Source organism: Streptomyces sp. XY006, from assembly GCF_002237655.1.
Lineage (GTDB): Bacteria > Actinomycetota > Actinomycetes > Streptomycetales > Streptomycetaceae > Streptomyces > Streptomyces levis.
In genome coordinates this window covers 198,639-212,090 of sequence record NZ_NOKT01000003.1, presented here as the reverse complement: position 1 = coordinate 212,090, position 13,452 = coordinate 198,639, and the positions used below count along the sequence as shown (strand labels likewise).

The 13,452-nt window shown below is 72.3% G+C and carries 14 protein-coding genes; 8 read left to right on the top strand and 6 right to left on the bottom strand.

Annotated elements, in window-relative coordinates; all coding sequences use genetic code 11:
• Positions 1 to 39: 39 nt before the first annotated feature.
• The gene (locus CHR28_RS05490; RefSeq protein ID WP_094052314.1) at positions 40 to 1,305 is read right to left on the bottom strand and encodes a M6 family metalloprotease domain-containing protein; all 1,266 of its coding nucleotides are present in this window, start codon (positions 1,303 to 1,305) and stop codon (positions 40 to 42) included.
• A 307-nt stretch (positions 1,306 to 1,612) separates the two neighbouring features.
• Here CHR28_RS05490 and CHR28_RS05485 point away from each other — a divergent pair, with 307 nt between their 5' ends.
• Complete coding sequence (locus tag CHR28_RS05485; RefSeq protein ID WP_094052313.1) at positions 1,613 to 3,478, top strand: putative bifunctional diguanylate cyclase/phosphodiesterase; 1,866 nt, start codon at positions 1,613 to 1,615, stop codon at positions 3,476 to 3,478.
• Here the strand turns inward: CHR28_RS05485 and CHR28_RS05480 are convergent.
• A complete protein-coding gene (locus CHR28_RS05480) occupies positions 3,448 to 4,545 on the bottom strand; it encodes an LLM class flavin-dependent oxidoreductase (RefSeq protein WP_094052312.1) in 1,098 nt (365 codons plus the stop codon). The genes CHR28_RS05485 and CHR28_RS05480 overlap by 31 nt on opposite strands.
• Positions 4,546 to 4,642: 97 nt before the next feature.
• Complete coding sequence (locus tag CHR28_RS05475) at positions 4,643 to 4,912, bottom strand: hypothetical protein (RefSeq protein WP_094052311.1); 270 nt, start codon at positions 4,910 to 4,912, stop codon at positions 4,643 to 4,645.
• 381 nt (positions 4,913 to 5,293) lie between these two features.
• Here CHR28_RS05475 and CHR28_RS05465 point away from each other — a divergent pair, with 381 nt between their 5' ends.
• On the top strand, positions 5,294 to 5,590 hold the full coding sequence (locus CHR28_RS05465; protein WP_094052309.1) for a hypothetical protein: 297 nt from the start codon (positions 5,294 to 5,296) through the stop codon (positions 5,588 to 5,590).
• 7 nt (positions 5,591 to 5,597) lie between these two features.
• On the opposite strand, the gene CHR28_RS05460 is transcribed toward CHR28_RS05465, so the two are convergent.
• Complete coding sequence (locus CHR28_RS05460; protein ID WP_094052308.1) at positions 5,598 to 6,329, bottom strand: maleate cis-trans isomerase family protein; 732 nt, start codon at positions 6,327 to 6,329, stop codon at positions 5,598 to 5,600.
• Entirely contained in the window at positions 6,326 to 7,141 is an 816-nt protein-coding gene (locus CHR28_RS05455) for a maleate cis-trans isomerase family protein (RefSeq protein WP_094052307.1), read from the bottom strand. Before CHR28_RS05455 ends, CHR28_RS05460 begins: the two co-directional genes overlap by 4 nt.
• 194 nt (positions 7,142 to 7,335) lie before the next feature.
• Here CHR28_RS05455 and CHR28_RS05450 point away from each other — a divergent pair, with 194 nt between their 5' ends.
• Both CHR28_RS05450 and CHR28_RS05445 read left to right on the top strand, forming a co-directional pair.
• Positions 7,336 to 8,283 carry a D-2-hydroxyacid dehydrogenase gene (locus CHR28_RS05450; RefSeq protein WP_094052306.1) on the top strand — a complete coding sequence of 316 codons (948 nt, stop codon included), beginning with the start codon at positions 7,336 to 7,338 and terminating at the stop codon, positions 8,281 to 8,283.
• A gap of 17 nt (positions 8,284 to 8,300) precedes the next feature.
• Positions 8,301 to 9,704, top strand: a complete 1,404-nt coding sequence (locus CHR28_RS05445; RefSeq protein WP_094052305.1) for an amidase — start codon at positions 8,301 to 8,303, stop codon at positions 9,702 to 9,704.
• Here the strand turns inward: CHR28_RS05445 and CHR28_RS05440 are convergent.
• The gene (locus CHR28_RS05440; protein WP_179272315.1) at positions 9,691 to 10,185 is read right to left on the bottom strand and encodes a DUF3830 family protein; all 495 of its coding nucleotides are present in this window, start codon (positions 10,183 to 10,185) and stop codon (positions 9,691 to 9,693) included. The two genes, CHR28_RS05445 and CHR28_RS05440, sit on opposite strands and share 14 nt — an antisense overlap.
• Positions 10,186 to 10,335: 150 nt before the next feature.
• Between CHR28_RS05440 and ehuB the strand changes: the two genes are divergently transcribed.
• Genes ehuB through ehuA form a run of 4 tightly spaced genes read left to right on the top strand, consistent with a single transcriptional unit; the run spans position 10,336 to position 13,343 of the window.
• Entirely contained in the window at positions 10,336 to 11,223 is an 888-nt protein-coding gene (ehuB, locus tag CHR28_RS05435) for an ectoine/hydroxyectoine ABC transporter substrate-binding protein EhuB (protein WP_094052303.1), read from the top strand.
• Positions 11,220 to 11,921, top strand: a complete 702-nt coding sequence (gene ehuC, locus CHR28_RS05430) for an ectoine/hydroxyectoine ABC transporter permease subunit EhuC (RefSeq protein WP_094052302.1) — start codon at positions 11,220 to 11,222, stop codon at positions 11,919 to 11,921. The genes ehuB and ehuC overlap by 4 nt, the downstream gene beginning before the upstream one ends.
• Positions 11,918 to 12,568 (top strand): ectoine/hydroxyectoine ABC transporter permease subunit EhuD, encoded by a 651-nt coding sequence (gene ehuD / locus CHR28_RS05425; RefSeq protein WP_094052301.1) that lies wholly within the window; start codon positions 11,918 to 11,920, stop codon positions 12,566 to 12,568. The genes ehuC and ehuD overlap by 4 nt, the downstream gene beginning before the upstream one ends.
• A complete protein-coding gene (ehuA, locus tag CHR28_RS05420; RefSeq protein WP_094052300.1) occupies positions 12,558 to 13,343 on the top strand; it encodes an ectoine/hydroxyectoine ABC transporter ATP-binding protein EhuA in 786 nt (261 codons plus the stop codon). The genes ehuD and ehuA overlap by 11 nt, the downstream gene beginning before the upstream one ends.
• Positions 13,344 to 13,452 lie beyond the last annotated feature (109 nt).

Here is a 13,452-nt window from a genome sequence, read left to right as displayed (position 1 = left end):
GGCCTTTCACGTGCCGCGGGACGACGCCGGGGCGGCGCGTCAGTGGCCCACTCCGATCTTCACGATCCACGCCCCCGTGGCGGTGCGGCCCTCCACCTCCACCCTTACGCCCTCCCCCGGCACCGTGAAGCTCTCGCCGAGGGCGATGGGGGCGTCCGCGAGGGGCGGGTAGACGGAGTCCTCCCAGCAGGCCTCCGTGCGCGGATGGGCGTCGATCACCTCGATCGGCCCGCCGCCGGACTGCGCCCCGCCGCGCACCCGGTACACCAGCACCCCCTGGCGGCACGCGGCCGCGTCGTTGCCCACGGGCCCCCGCGCCTCGAAGGCGAGCACGCTGTCCCGTCCCGTGCGCACCACGGCGAGCTTGGTGCCCCGCCCGAGCCCGAAGGCCGGCGACCCGGCGGCGCCCTCCACCGGCACGCCCGGTCCCGCCGCCAGCGGTTCCAGGGTCAGCCGCGCGGGCGCGGCGTCCTGGACGCAGCGCACCTGCCGCGAGTCCAGCCAGCCCAGCTTCCACTTGTGCCAGCCGAACAGATCCGGGGCGAGTCCGAACTGGCTGCCCATCAGGTCCCAGTCGCCGACATGCGTGTCCCAGTCGCCCTTGCCGTCGGCGGGCCGGTGGTACAGATCAGGTAGATCGAACACATGGCCGGTCTCATGGGCGAGCACCAGCCGGTCCGGCGGATGCTGCTCGAACACGGTGACGATCCGGCGCAGCTCGGTGCCGTCGGCCCGCAGCGGGCTCGTCAGGTTCACCACCTTGGTCGCGTCGGAGTCCACGCCGGGCGCGTCCGGGTCGGCGACGAAGTACACGACGTCGTAGCGCGAGAAGTCGACCTGCGGGTCGGCCACGGCGAGCGCGTCGCGCAGGTACGCGGACCGGTGCTCGGGGCTCCAGTCGCGCTGTATGGCGTACGCGGTGGACGGCTGCGGCATGCGGATCCAGTGCCCGAGCGCGTGCGGCCGCAGGGTGAACCGGCCGTAGGAAGCCCGTTCGAAGAAGCGGGTGGTCGCCGGGAAGTGGTCGGCGGTCAGCTCCTGCGGCGTGGTCAGCGGATGGGCGTCCGGGAACGACAGGAAGACCATCACCGCCTCCAGGGCCCGGGCCGGACGCGGATAGGCGGCGTTCCAGGTGTCCAGGCCCTCCGAGTGGTGGGCGTCGGTGCGCGTCAGGGCGCAGGGCGCGGCCGAGTCGGTCTCGGCGGCCGAGGGGCCGGTGCCGAGCGAGGTCGCGGCGAGCGCCGACATGGTGGTGAACACGGCCGCGGTGCTGCGCAGTCGGGCGCGCGGAAACGGACGCGGCACGGGTACCTCCGGGTACGGTTCGCGGGACACCGCACCCAGCCTGTGGTGAATTGTCGTACTGCGCCCTGTTTGCCTGCACCAATTGAGTGAAGGGGCCGAAAGAACCCGGAAGCCGACACCCCCGAAGCACTCACGGAACGTCACAACTGGTCGAGGGCTTGAAGAAGCCGTCCAGGTGCGAGCAGAAACGATCTGGCAGAAGGGCCGATTGGTCGGGGAGACTGGACACCGGCTGGAAGGCCCTGGGGCCAGCCTCTATGATCGGCACACTTTCCTGACCTTTCCTGCACGGACAGAGATCGAATACATGCGGGAGCGAGCGGTGAGCGGAACCTCCGAAGGGCCGGCGCCCGCGGCAGACCTCGACCGGCCGGTCGTCACAGAGAGTGAGATCGATACGTCTCCCCGTACCGAGCCCCTGTCACGGCCGCCCTACCGTGCCGTCTTCGCGGCCGCGCCCCTCGCCATGGCCGTGGTCGACCGTGATGGCCTGGTCGTCGGTGCCAACGACGCGCTCGCCACGCTGCTCGGCAGCGCGGCCGACGAGCTGGCCGGGGCGGTCGCCGCCGATCTGGTCGGCCTCACCTCCGACGCCCGGAGCCTGCACGCCTACCACGAGGTGCTGCGCGGCCGGCAGTCCCGGCTGCGCTGCACGCGCCGGCTCAAGCACCCCGACGGGCACTCGCTGTGGGCGCAGGTGACCGTCACGCCACTGCCCGACGACGACCGGTCCGTGCTGCTGACCGTCGCCGACATCAGCGCCCGCCGTGAACTGCAGGCCCGCCTGAGGCACTTGCAGATGCACGACCCGGTGACCCGGCTGCCCAACCGCACGCTGTTCTTCGAACGGCTGTCCGCCGCGTTGGAGGCGGAGTCGTACGAGCGGAGCGGCACGGGCCGGATCGGGCTGTGCTACCTGGACCTGGACGGCTTCAAGGCCATCAACGACACCCTCGGCCACCGGGTGGGCGACCGGCTGCTGGCCGCCGTCGCCGAGCGGCTCACGCGCTGTGCGGACGAGGCGGGCCGGTCCCGCACCAGCGTTCCGCTGGTGGCCCGGCTCGGCGGGGACGAGTTCGCGCTCCTCGTCGAGGACTCCACCGGCACCGAACAACTGGCCGAGCTGGCCGAGGCGGTGCTGCGGGCCGTCCAGGAGCCGTTCGACCTCTCGGGCCGGCGGCTGTCGGTGTCGGCGTCGATCGGGGTCGTCGAGCGGCACGCGGCCGGCACGACCCCCACCGCCCTGATGCAGGCCGCCGACACGACGCTCTACTGGGCCAAGGCCGACGGCAAGGCCCGCTGGACCCTGTTCGACCCGGAGCGCAACGCCCACCGCATGACCCGCCAGGCGCTCGCCTCCACGCTCCGGCCGGCCATCGACCGGGACGAGTTCCGGCTGGAGTACCAGCCGCTGGTCGGCATGGAGGACGACCGGCTGCACGGGGTGGAGGCGCTGGTCCGCTGGAACCATCCCCAGTTCGGCGTACTGACGCCGAATCGGTTCATCGGGCTCGCGGAGGAGGACGGCTCGATCGTCCCGCTGGGCCGGTGGGTGCTGCGCACGGCCTGCGAACAGGCCCGCCGCTGGCAGCTGGACCACCCGGACGAGCCGCCGATCTTCGTCAGCGTGAATGTGGCGGTGCGGCAGATCTGGGACTCCGACCTGGTGGCGGACGTCGCGCAGACCCTGGCCGAGACGGGGCTCGCGCCGCATCTGCTCCAGCTGGAGCTGACCGAGTCCGCGGTGATGGGCTCGGCGGGCCGTCCGCTGCAGACGCTGAAGGCCCTCAGCGACATGGGCGTGCGCATCGCCATCGACGACTTCGGCACGGGCTACTCGAACCTGGCGTATCTGAGCAGGCTGCCGGTGTCGGCGCTGAAGCTGGACGGGTCCTTCGTCCGCGGCTTCCAGTACGACGACCGGGACGCGGCGGCCCGGGCCAACCCGGCCGACGAGGTCGTGGTCGAGGCGATGATCCAGCTCGCGCACCGGCTCGGGCTGACGGTCACGGCCGAGTGCGTGGAGACCTCGGCGCAGGCGACCCGGCTCCGCAGCATCGGCTGCGACACCGGACAGGGCTGGCTGTACTCCCGCCCGGTGTCGCCGGACCGCATCTCCGAGCTGCTCGGCACGCCGGACGTTCAGGCGGAGGCGGGCGTCGCCAATCCGTAGGCGCCGGCGATGAGTTCGTAGCTGCGCAGGCGGACGTCGCCGCTGTGCGCGTTGGCCGTGATCATCAGCTCGTCGGCGCCGGTGCGCTTGGCGAGGTCGTCCAGGCCGGAGCGGACCTCGTCGGGGGTGCCGTGGACGACGTTGGCGTTCCAGGAGTCGACGAAGTCGCGCTCCATGGGGCTGAACGCGTAGGCCTCGGCCTCCTCCGGCGTGGGCACCAGGCCGGGGCGGCCGGTGCGCAGCCGGACCATGCTGAGGGCCGCGGCCAGCACCTGGCGGCGGGCCTCCTTCTCGTCGTCGGCGGCGAGGGCGGAGACGCCGATGAGGGCGTACGGGCGGTCGAGCACGGCGGACGGCTGGAAGGACTCGCGGTACAGGTCCAGGGCCGGGATGGTGTTCTGCGCCGAGAAGTGGTGGGCGAAGGCGAACGGCAGGCCGAGCGCCCCGGCCAGCCGGGCGCTGAAGCCGGAGGAGCCGAGCAGCCAGACCGGCGGCCGGTGCGGGGACTGCACGCCGCCGGGGGAGGTGGCCTGGACCGGGCCGGGGACGGCGTGGATACGGCGGTAGGGGTGGCCGTCGGGGAAGTCGTCGTCGAGGAAGCGGACCAGCTCGGCGAGCTGCTGCGGGAAGTCGTCGGCGCCCTCGTTGAGGCGGTCGGTGCGGCGCAGGGCGGCCGCGGTGGCGCCGTCGGTGCCGGGGGCCCGGCCGAGGCCGAGGTCGATCCGGCCCGGGGCCATGGCCTCCAGCGTCCCGAACTGCTCGGCGATCACCAGCGGGGCGTGGTTGGGCAGCATCACGCCGCCCGAGCCGAGACGGATGCGGTCGGTGTGCGCGGCGAGGTGGGCGAGGATCACGGCCGGGGACGACGAGGCCACACCGGGCATGGAGTGGTGCTCGGCGACCCAGTAGCGGTGGAAGCCGCGGTGCTCCGCGAGCCGGGCCAGGTCGACGCTGGTGCGCAGCGCGTCGGAGGCGGTGCGGCCGGCCCCCACGGTGACCAGGTCCAGTACGGAGAGGGGGACGGGGGCGCTGCCCTGCGCTGCGCCGCGAATCTCGTCTGCCGCCACGGTGGGGTGCCTCCTGCTGTGGGCCGTGTGCTGTCGTTCCGGCTCTAACAGGGGACTGTCTCCGTTTATTCCCGGCCGTGATGCGTGGGGCTTGCGGTCAGGCGGCCTGCTCCCAGTCGCCGCGCGCGCAGCCGGGCGGGGGCGGGGGGTCGGACTTCTCGCGGGCCCGGAGGACGGCCCAGGCGAGCGCGGTCGCGGCGAAGAGCCACCACGGCAGGGTCCACACGGCGCCCCACCATCCGGTGTGCGGTGGGCCGAAGGCGTCCACGGCGGCGGCGGCCATGGCCGCGGCCAGGCTCCAGCACAGCAGACGGGCGCAGCGCCGGACAGCGCTTGCGGGGGATCTGAACGGGCCCGGTTCGGCCATCGGGGAGTCCTTCACGGCACGACTGGCTGCGGACGTGGCCAGTGTGCACGGGACGGACAGCGGAAGGGGAACGCGCTTTCGGTCAACCCAAGGGCCGCGTGAGGCACCGGAGTTGACCATTCCTCACCTCTCAGCGGGGTAGGCGGGGGCATACCTCCCTCTTTGCCCCGAATAAACGGCAGGACCGATTCCGGCCCGCATGGGCGACCCGTTCGAGGGCACCGCACCGCACACCGGCTGTCGGGAGGCCCCCTTGGACGGGATGACGAGGCGTGCGGCGAGATGCCTCGGGACGACGTTCACCGTCGCCGTGCCCCTGACGCTCGCCCTCGTGGCCTGGGCAGCGCTGTGGGTGCTGCGGTGGCGCCGCGGGAGGTCCCGATGAGCGGGCGGGCCGGCTGGGGCGACCGCCGGCGCGGCGCCTGCGCGACGGGCGCCTTCGGGGCCGTGGTGGCCGGGCCGCAGCAGTTGTCCGACTCCGGCGTCGGCTGGGACGTTCCGCTGGGCATGCTGGTCGGGGCCGCCGCGGGCGGGGCCTTCGGCTTCGTGTTCCCCGCTGTCCTGTCCCGGCGGCGCCGGGAACGGCCCGGTGGCCCGCCGCCCCCGCCGCCCCCGCATCCTCCGGGCCCGCCCCCGCCGCTGCCGCCCCCGCCGCTGCCGCCCGGGTGGCGGCCGTGAGGCCGGCTCACGCCTGGACGATCGGCTCCCGTGTGAACAGCGCGCCCAGCTCCGGCGCGTTCACCCGGCGGTCCGCCAGCCGCAGGGCCTCCCAGACCGTGACCTGGTTGGCGGTGAGGACCGGCTTGCCCAGTTCCTTCTCCAGGGCCGGGATGTGGGCCGCCGTGTGCAGGGCCGTGTCGGGCAGGAGCAGCGCCTCCGCGTCGGGGTGGTCGGAGCCGCGGGCCAGGGCGAGCAGTTCGGACTCGCCCCACGTGCCCACCTCGGCCGCCGTGATGATGCCCGAGCTGCTGACCGACACGACGTCGACGCCGTCGGAGCGCAGGAACTGCGCGAAGAGCTGGGCGACGTCCTCCGGGTACGTGGCGCCGATCGCGACCCGCCGCACCCCGAGCTCGCGCACCGCGTGCACGAACGCGAAGGACGTCGAGGACGCGGGCATCCCGGCCGTCCGGGCGAGCGTGCGGACCTGCTCCTGCGCGCCGTCCCAGCCGTAGACGAAGCTGCCGCTCGTGCAGGCCCACACCACGGCGTCCGCACCGGCGTGCCGCAGTTCCTGCACGCCGGCCGCCAGCCGCCCGGCGGAGCCCATCTCCAGCAGCGCGTCCACCCGGTGCGCGTCCTCACCGATGTCGGTGTGCACCAGGTCCACCCGGATGTCGCTGCCCAGCAACTGCTCGATGCGCGGATAGTCGTCCTCGGCGGAGTGGCCCGGGTAGAGAAATCCCAGTGCTGTCATGTCCAGCCTTCCTGCTGCTGCTCTTCTTCCGGCACTACGGGACCGGGGTCCGCCCCCGGCGCTGCGGGACCGGAACGCGCCGCCGGATTGATCAGCGCCTGATACGGTCCCACCGCACGGGTACCCAGTCGGCGCAGCGCCGCCCACATCGTCACTTGGTTGGCCGAGATCACCGGGATCCGCAGCTCCGCCTCCAGCTGGGGGATCACGTCGTAGGTGGGCAGGTTGGTGCAGCTGATGAACAGCGCGTCGGCGTCGCCGCGGACGGCCCGCCGGGCCATGTCGACGACCTCCCGGTAGGGCACCCTCCAGATGTGCCGGGTCAGGCCCATGAACGCGCAGCCGGAGATCGTCACGCCCGCCTGCGCGACGTAGTCCTCCAGGGACCGTGTGACCGAGACCGTGTACGGCGTCACCAGCGCCACCCGGCGCACGTCCAGCTCCACCAGGGCCTCCAGCAGCGCCCCGGAGGTGGTGATCGCGGGGACGGCCCCGGCCCGGCTCATCGCCTCGCACATCGCGCGCTCGCCCATCATCCCGCCGACGAAGCTGCCCGACGTGCAGGCGTAGGCCACGACCTCGGGGGTGATCGCGGTGAGCGTGCGGACGGCCTCGCTCAGCGTCTCGTGCTCACTGACCAGGCGGGCGAGATCGAGGCTGACCTCGACCGGGACGTACGGCGTGCGGGTCATGTGCAGGGAGACGCCGTCCGGGACCCAGCGCCACAGCTCGCGGTCCAGGGCGAAGTCGAAGGGGGCGACGACGCCGACCCCGCGCTGCGGGCTGGGCCCGCCGAGAAATGAGACGTCCATGGCAGGCACCGGCCTCACGCTGGGCAACGAGTACGCAACGGATCGTGGGAACGCCCGTGTTGACGACGGTAGGTTCGGGTGCGAGCGTGGTCAATCCGCCCGGATCACCCCTTGGTCAACACCGGGTTAACTCGTCGTCACCCGCGGCCCGCGCACGGCCCCGGCCCGCCGAACGGCTGGAGAAACGGCTGCTCATGCCCACCCCCACCCTGCTCGTCCTGGACGCCGAACCCCTCCCCCGCCTCGGCCGCCTCACCGGCCGCGCGCGCATCGAACACACCGACGCGGCGGGGCTCGCGGAGCGCCTCCCGCGTGCGGATGTACTCCTGGTGTGGGACTTCACCTCGCGCGCCGTCCGGGATGCCTGGCCGGGCGAGGGCCCGCGCCCGCGCTGGGTGCACACGGCGAGCGCCGGAGTGGACCATCTGATGAGTCCGGAACTCGCCGCCTCCGACACGGTCGTGACCAACGCCCGCGGCGTCTTCGACCAGCCGATCGCCGAGTACGTCGCCGCGCTCGTCCTGGCCATGGCCAAGGACCTGCCGCTCACGCTGGAGCTCCAGGGGGAGCGGACCTGGCGGCACCGCGAGTCGCGCAAGGTCGCCGGCAGCCGGGCCGTGGTCGTCGGGTCCGGCCCGATCGGCCGGGCGATCACCCGCACGCTGAAGGCGCTGGACGTCACGACCGCGCTGGTCGGCCGGGCCGCGCGCGCCGGCGTGCACGGCCCGGAGGACCTGGACCGGCTGCTGTCGCGCGCCGACTGGGTGATCGCGGCGGCGCCGTTGACGGAACGGACGCGCGGCATGTTCGACGCCCGCCGTTTCGGCGTGATGCAGCCGTCCGCCCGGTTCGTCAACGTCGGCCGCGGCCCGCTCGTCGTCGAGGACGCGCTCGCCGAGGCCCTGGACAAGCGCTGGATCGCGGGCGCCGCCCTGGACGTCTTCGAGACCGAACCCCTGCCCGCCGACAGCCCGTTGTGGCGGGCCCCGGGCCTGATCGTCTCCCCGCACATGAGCGGCGACACCGTCGGCTGGCGCGACGAGCTCGGCGCCCAGTTCGTGGAGCTGTTCGAACTCTGGGCGTCCGGCGCGCCGTTGAGGAACGTGGTCGACAAGCGGCGTGGGTACGTACCCGGACACTGACGTTCCTGGGAGGGTGGATGACCGAGCTCACCGAGCTGACGGCCGTACGACTGCTCGACGGGTACCGCACGGGCGCGTTCAGTCCCGTGGAGGCGACCCGGGCGGCGCTGCGGCGGGCCGAGGCGATCCAGCCGGAGGTGAACGCCTTCGTCCGGCTGACCGCCGAGGACGCGCTGGAGCGGGCCCGGGAGTCGGAGGAGCGCTGGCGGCGCGGTGAGCCACGGGGGCTGCTGGACGGGGTGCCCGTCACGGTGAAGGACATCCTGCTGCTGCGCGGGGCGCCGACCCTGCGCGGCTCGAAGGCGGTGGATCCGGCGGGCCGCTGGGACGAGGACGCCCCGTCCGTGGCCCGGCTGCGGGAGCACGGGGCGGTGTTCCTGGGCAAGACGACGACGCCCGAGTACGGCTGGAAGGGCGTGACGGACTCGCCGCTGAGCGGCGTGACGCGCAACCCTTACGACCCCGCGCGCACGGCGGGCGGTTCGAGCGGCGGGAGCGCGGCGGCCGTGGCGCTCGGCGCGGGACCGCTGTCACTGGGCACGGACGGCGGCGGCAGCGTCCGTATCCCGGCCTCGTTCTGCGGGATCTTCGCGCTGAAGCCCACCTACGGGCGCGTGCCGCTCTACCCGGCGAGCGCCTTCGGCACGCTGGCGCACGTCGGGCCGATGACCCGCGACGCGGCGGACGCGGCCCTGCTGCTGGACGTCATCGGCCACCCGGACTCGCGCGACTGGTCGGCGCTGGCCCCGCCGCCCGGGTCGTACGCCGAGGGCCTGGCGGGCGGGGTGCGCGGGCTGCGGGTGGCGTACTCGCCGTCGCTGGGCGGGCAGGTGGCGGTGCGGCCGGCGGTGGCGGCGGCGGTGCGGCGGGCGGTGGAGCGGCTGGCGGAGCTCGGCGCGTACGTCACGGAGACCGACCCGGACCTCACCGACCCCGTGGAGGCCTTCCACACCCTGTGGTTCAGCGGGGCCGCGCGGGTGACCCAGCACCTCGCCCCGCACCAGCGGGAGATGCTGGACCCCGGCCTGCGGGAGATCCGCGCGCGGGGCGCCCGGTACTCGGCGCTGGAGTATCTGGCCGCCGTGGACGTCCGGATGGACCTGGGCCGCCGCATGGGCCGCTTCCACGACACCTACGACCTGCTCGTCACGCCGACCCTGCCGATCACGGCGTTCGAGGCGGGCGCGGAGGTGCCGAAGGGATCCGGTCACCGGCGCTGGACGGGCTGGACGCCCTTCACGTACCCGTTCAACATGACGCAGCAGCCCGCGGCGAGCGTGCCGGTCGGCTTCGACGGGGACGGGCTGCCGGTCGGCCTGCAGCTCGTGGCCGCCCGGCACCGGGACGATCTGGTGCTGCGGGCGGCCCACGCGCTGTACGGGGCGGGGGTGGCACCGGGCAGTCGGCCTACGCCCGCCTGAAGCTGAGCGTCTCCCCCGCCGCCCCCGACCGCCACAGGTCGTTGCAGGCCTCGGCCATGGCCTCCAGGCCGTCGACGACCTGGCCCCAGACGATGCCGGGCACCCAGCCCACGTCACCGTTGAGCAGCAGGTTGTTGCGCTCGTAGAACAGGGCCAGGTCGACGAGGGTGGTCCCGGCGCGGACCTCGCGGTCGTAGCCGTAGGACGTGGTGCCCAACTCGGCGCCGACGAAGGTGAAATAGCACAGGTCGCCCGGGATGGGGGTGACGGTGGGATTCTCCAGGGGTGGCTCGTTCTCGGCGAAGGGCGGGAAAAGGGCGTAGATCTCGTTGCGTGCGTACTTCGCGTGGTAGACGTCGCCGGCCAGCGGAAGGGCGTCCCAGACGGCCGCGCAGGTGATCGGGGCGCGGTCGTCCAGCAGCCTGGCCGTGCAGGTCACGTCACGCTTGACCAGCGAGACTTCGAGGTAGCGATCAGCCATGCCCTCCATGGGAGTGCCCCCCGTGGCCAGCGGTCAAGGGGGCACGGGGGACGTGGGGGGCTTGAAAAGACCGGCATAACTCGAAGGCGGTCGGGTAGCCGCGCGCCCATGGCTCCACCACAGAGAAGCCCACACACAAGTCCGGAACACATGTCCCGGCCCGGCTCCGGGCCCACGCGCCGGTCGCTGCTCGCGGGGGTCGCGGCGCTCGGCGCACTGGGCGCGGCCGGGTGCAGCCGGGTCGCGACCGCCTCGGACGTCGAGGGCGGCGACCTCCTCGACCGGCTCCGGGCGGCGGGCGTGGTCCGTCTCGGCATCGCCGGTGAGATCCCGTTCGGTTTCATCGACAAGGACGGCGAGCTGACCGGAGAGGCACCGGAACTGGCCAAGGTGATCTTCAAGCGTCTGGGGGTCGACCGGGTGCAGCCCGTGCCGACCGAGTTCGGCTCGCTCATCCCGGGCCTGAACTCCCAGCAGTTCGACGTCGTCGCCGCCGGGATGTACGTCAACCCCGAGCGCTGCGAGCAGGTCCTCTTCTCCGACCCGGACTACCAGATGCTCGACGCGTTCATCGTCCGCAAGGGCAACCCGAAGGGGCTGCGCAGCTACAAGGACGTCGTCGAGAAGAAGGCGAGCTTCGCGACCGGGACGGGATACGCCGAGATCCAGTACGCCGTCGAGGCGGGGTACGAGGAGAGCGACATCCTCATCGTCCCGGACCAGGTGGCGGGGCTGAACGCCGTCGAGGCCGGGCGCGTGGACGTGTTCGCCGGCACCGCGCTCACCGTGCGCGAGGTGGTGAAGAAGTCCGCCAGGACAGAGGCCACCGAGCCGTTCAAGCCGATCGTGGGCGGCAAGCCGCACGTCGACGGGGGCGCCTTCGCGTTCCGGCCGACCGAGACGAAGCTGCGCGACGCCTTCAACGTGGAGCTGCGCAAGCTCAAGAAGAGCGGCGAACTGTTCCGCATCCTCAAGCCCTTCGGTTTCACCGAGGCCGAGATGACGGATCTGACCGCGAAGGAGCTGTGCGGCGGATGACCCCGGGACTGTGGGAACTGGTACTCAAGGGCGTCTGGGTCACGATCCAGCTGCTCGTCTGCAGCGCGCTGCTGGCCGCGGCGGTGTCCTTCGTCGTCGGCGTCGCGCGCACCCACCGGCTGTGGATCGTCCGCTTCCTCGCGGGCTTCTACACCGAGGTGTTCCGCGGGACCTCGGCGCTGGTGATGATCTTCTGGGTGTTCTTCGTGCTGCCCCCGGCCTTCGGCTGGCAACTGGTGCCCCTGTGGGCGGGCACGCTGGCGCTCGGCCTGACCTACGGCGCCTACGGCTCGGAGATCGTGCGCGGTGCGCTGACCGCAGTCGACCCGGCGCAGAAGGAAGGCGGGATCGCGCTCAGCTTCACGCCCTGGCAGCGGATGCGGCTGATCCTGCTGCCGCAGGCGGTGCCGGAGATGATCCCGCCGTTCTCCAACCTGCTGATCGAGCTGCTCAAGGGCACCGCCCTCGTGTCGGTCATGGGCATGGGCGACCTGGCGTTCAGCGGCAATCTGGTGCGCCTGGCGCTCCAGGAGAGCGCGGAGATCTACACGTACATCCTCCTGATCTACTTCGTGATCGCCTTCCTGCTCACCCGGGTGATGCGCGGGCTGGAGAAGAAGCTGAAGGCGGGTGTCGGCAAGGCGCCGGCCGGCAAGACCAAGGCCGCTGAGCCTGTCGTGGTGGAGGCGGTCCGATGAACTGGGACTGGAGCGCGGTCTCCGACTTCATGCCGGACTTCCGGGCGGGCCTGCTGGTCACCCTGCAGATCCTGGTGCTCGGCTCGCTGATCTCCTTCGTGCTGGGCCTGGTGTGGGCGCTGCTGATGCGGGTGCCGACGCGCTGGGTGACCTGGCCGGTCGGGGCGGTGACGGAGTTCGTCCGCAACACCCCGCTGCTGGTGCAGCTGTTCTTCCTCTTCTACGTGCTGCCCGAGTGGGGGCTGACGTTCTCGGCGCTGGCCACCGGCGTCTTCGCGATCGGGCTGCACTACTCGACGTACACCATGCAGGTCTACCGGGCCGGTATCGAGGCCGTGCCGGCCGGCCAGTGGGAGGCGGCGACGGCGCTGAACCTGCCGCTGCGCCGGACGTGGACCGCGGTGATCCTGCCGCAGGCCGTGCGCCGGGTGGTGCCCGCGCTCGGCAACTACGTCATCGCCATGCTCAAGGACACGCCGCTGCTGATGGCGATCACCGTCCTGGAGATGCTCGGTCACGCGCGCCTGTTCTCGCAGGAGAACTTCCGGTTCACCGAACCGCTGACGGTGATCGGAGTGGCCTTCATCGTCATTTCCTACCTGGCCTCCCTTGCCCTGCGAGCCCTGGAGCGACGCCTTGTCCACTGACACCCTCCCCGACCCCGAGAAGAACCCCGCCCGCGGCGGCGGCGAGCTGATCCGGCTGGAGCAGGTCACCAAGCGGTTCGGCGACCACACGGTCCTGGACCACCTCGACTTCTCCGTGGACGCCGGCAAGCACGTCACGCTGATCGGCCCGTCCGGCTCCGGCAAGACCACGATCCTGCGGCTGCTGATGACGCTGACCAAGCCCGACGAGGGCACGATCACGGTGGACGGGGAGCAGCTGTTCCCGGCGCCCGAGAAGCGGGTCCGCGAGGTCCGCAAGAAGATCGGGATGGTCTTCCAGCAGTTCAACCTGTTCCCGAACATGACGGTCCTGCGCAACATCACCGAGGCGCCGGTCACGGTCCTCGGCATGTCGAAGGACGCCGCCGAGGAGCGGGCGCGCGAGCTGCTGGAGCTGGTGGGGCTGACCGACCACCTCGACAAGCACCCGGCGCAGCTGTCCGGCGGCCAGCAGCAGCGGGTGGCGATCGCCCGGGCGCTGGCGATGCGCCCGCAGGTGCTGCTGCTGGACGAGGTGACCTCCGCGCTCGACCCGGAGCTGGTCGCGGGCGTGCTCGACGTACTCAGGGACATCGCGCGCTCCACCGACATCACGATGCTCTGTGTGACCCACGAGATGAATTTCGCCCGGGACATCTCCGACCAGGTGCTGATGTTCGATTCGGGCCGGATCATCGAGTCCGGTCCGCCGGAAAAGATCTTCAGCGAGCCGGAGAAGGACCGCACCCGGGAGTTCCTCAGCGCAGTGCTCTGACTACGGCCCGTGAACAGGCAGAACGCGGGACCACCGGACTGGGGCATGCGCCTGGCATATGCCAGAGTGCCATTGCCCCAGTTCGGATGCCCGGGAATCTTGTCAACCC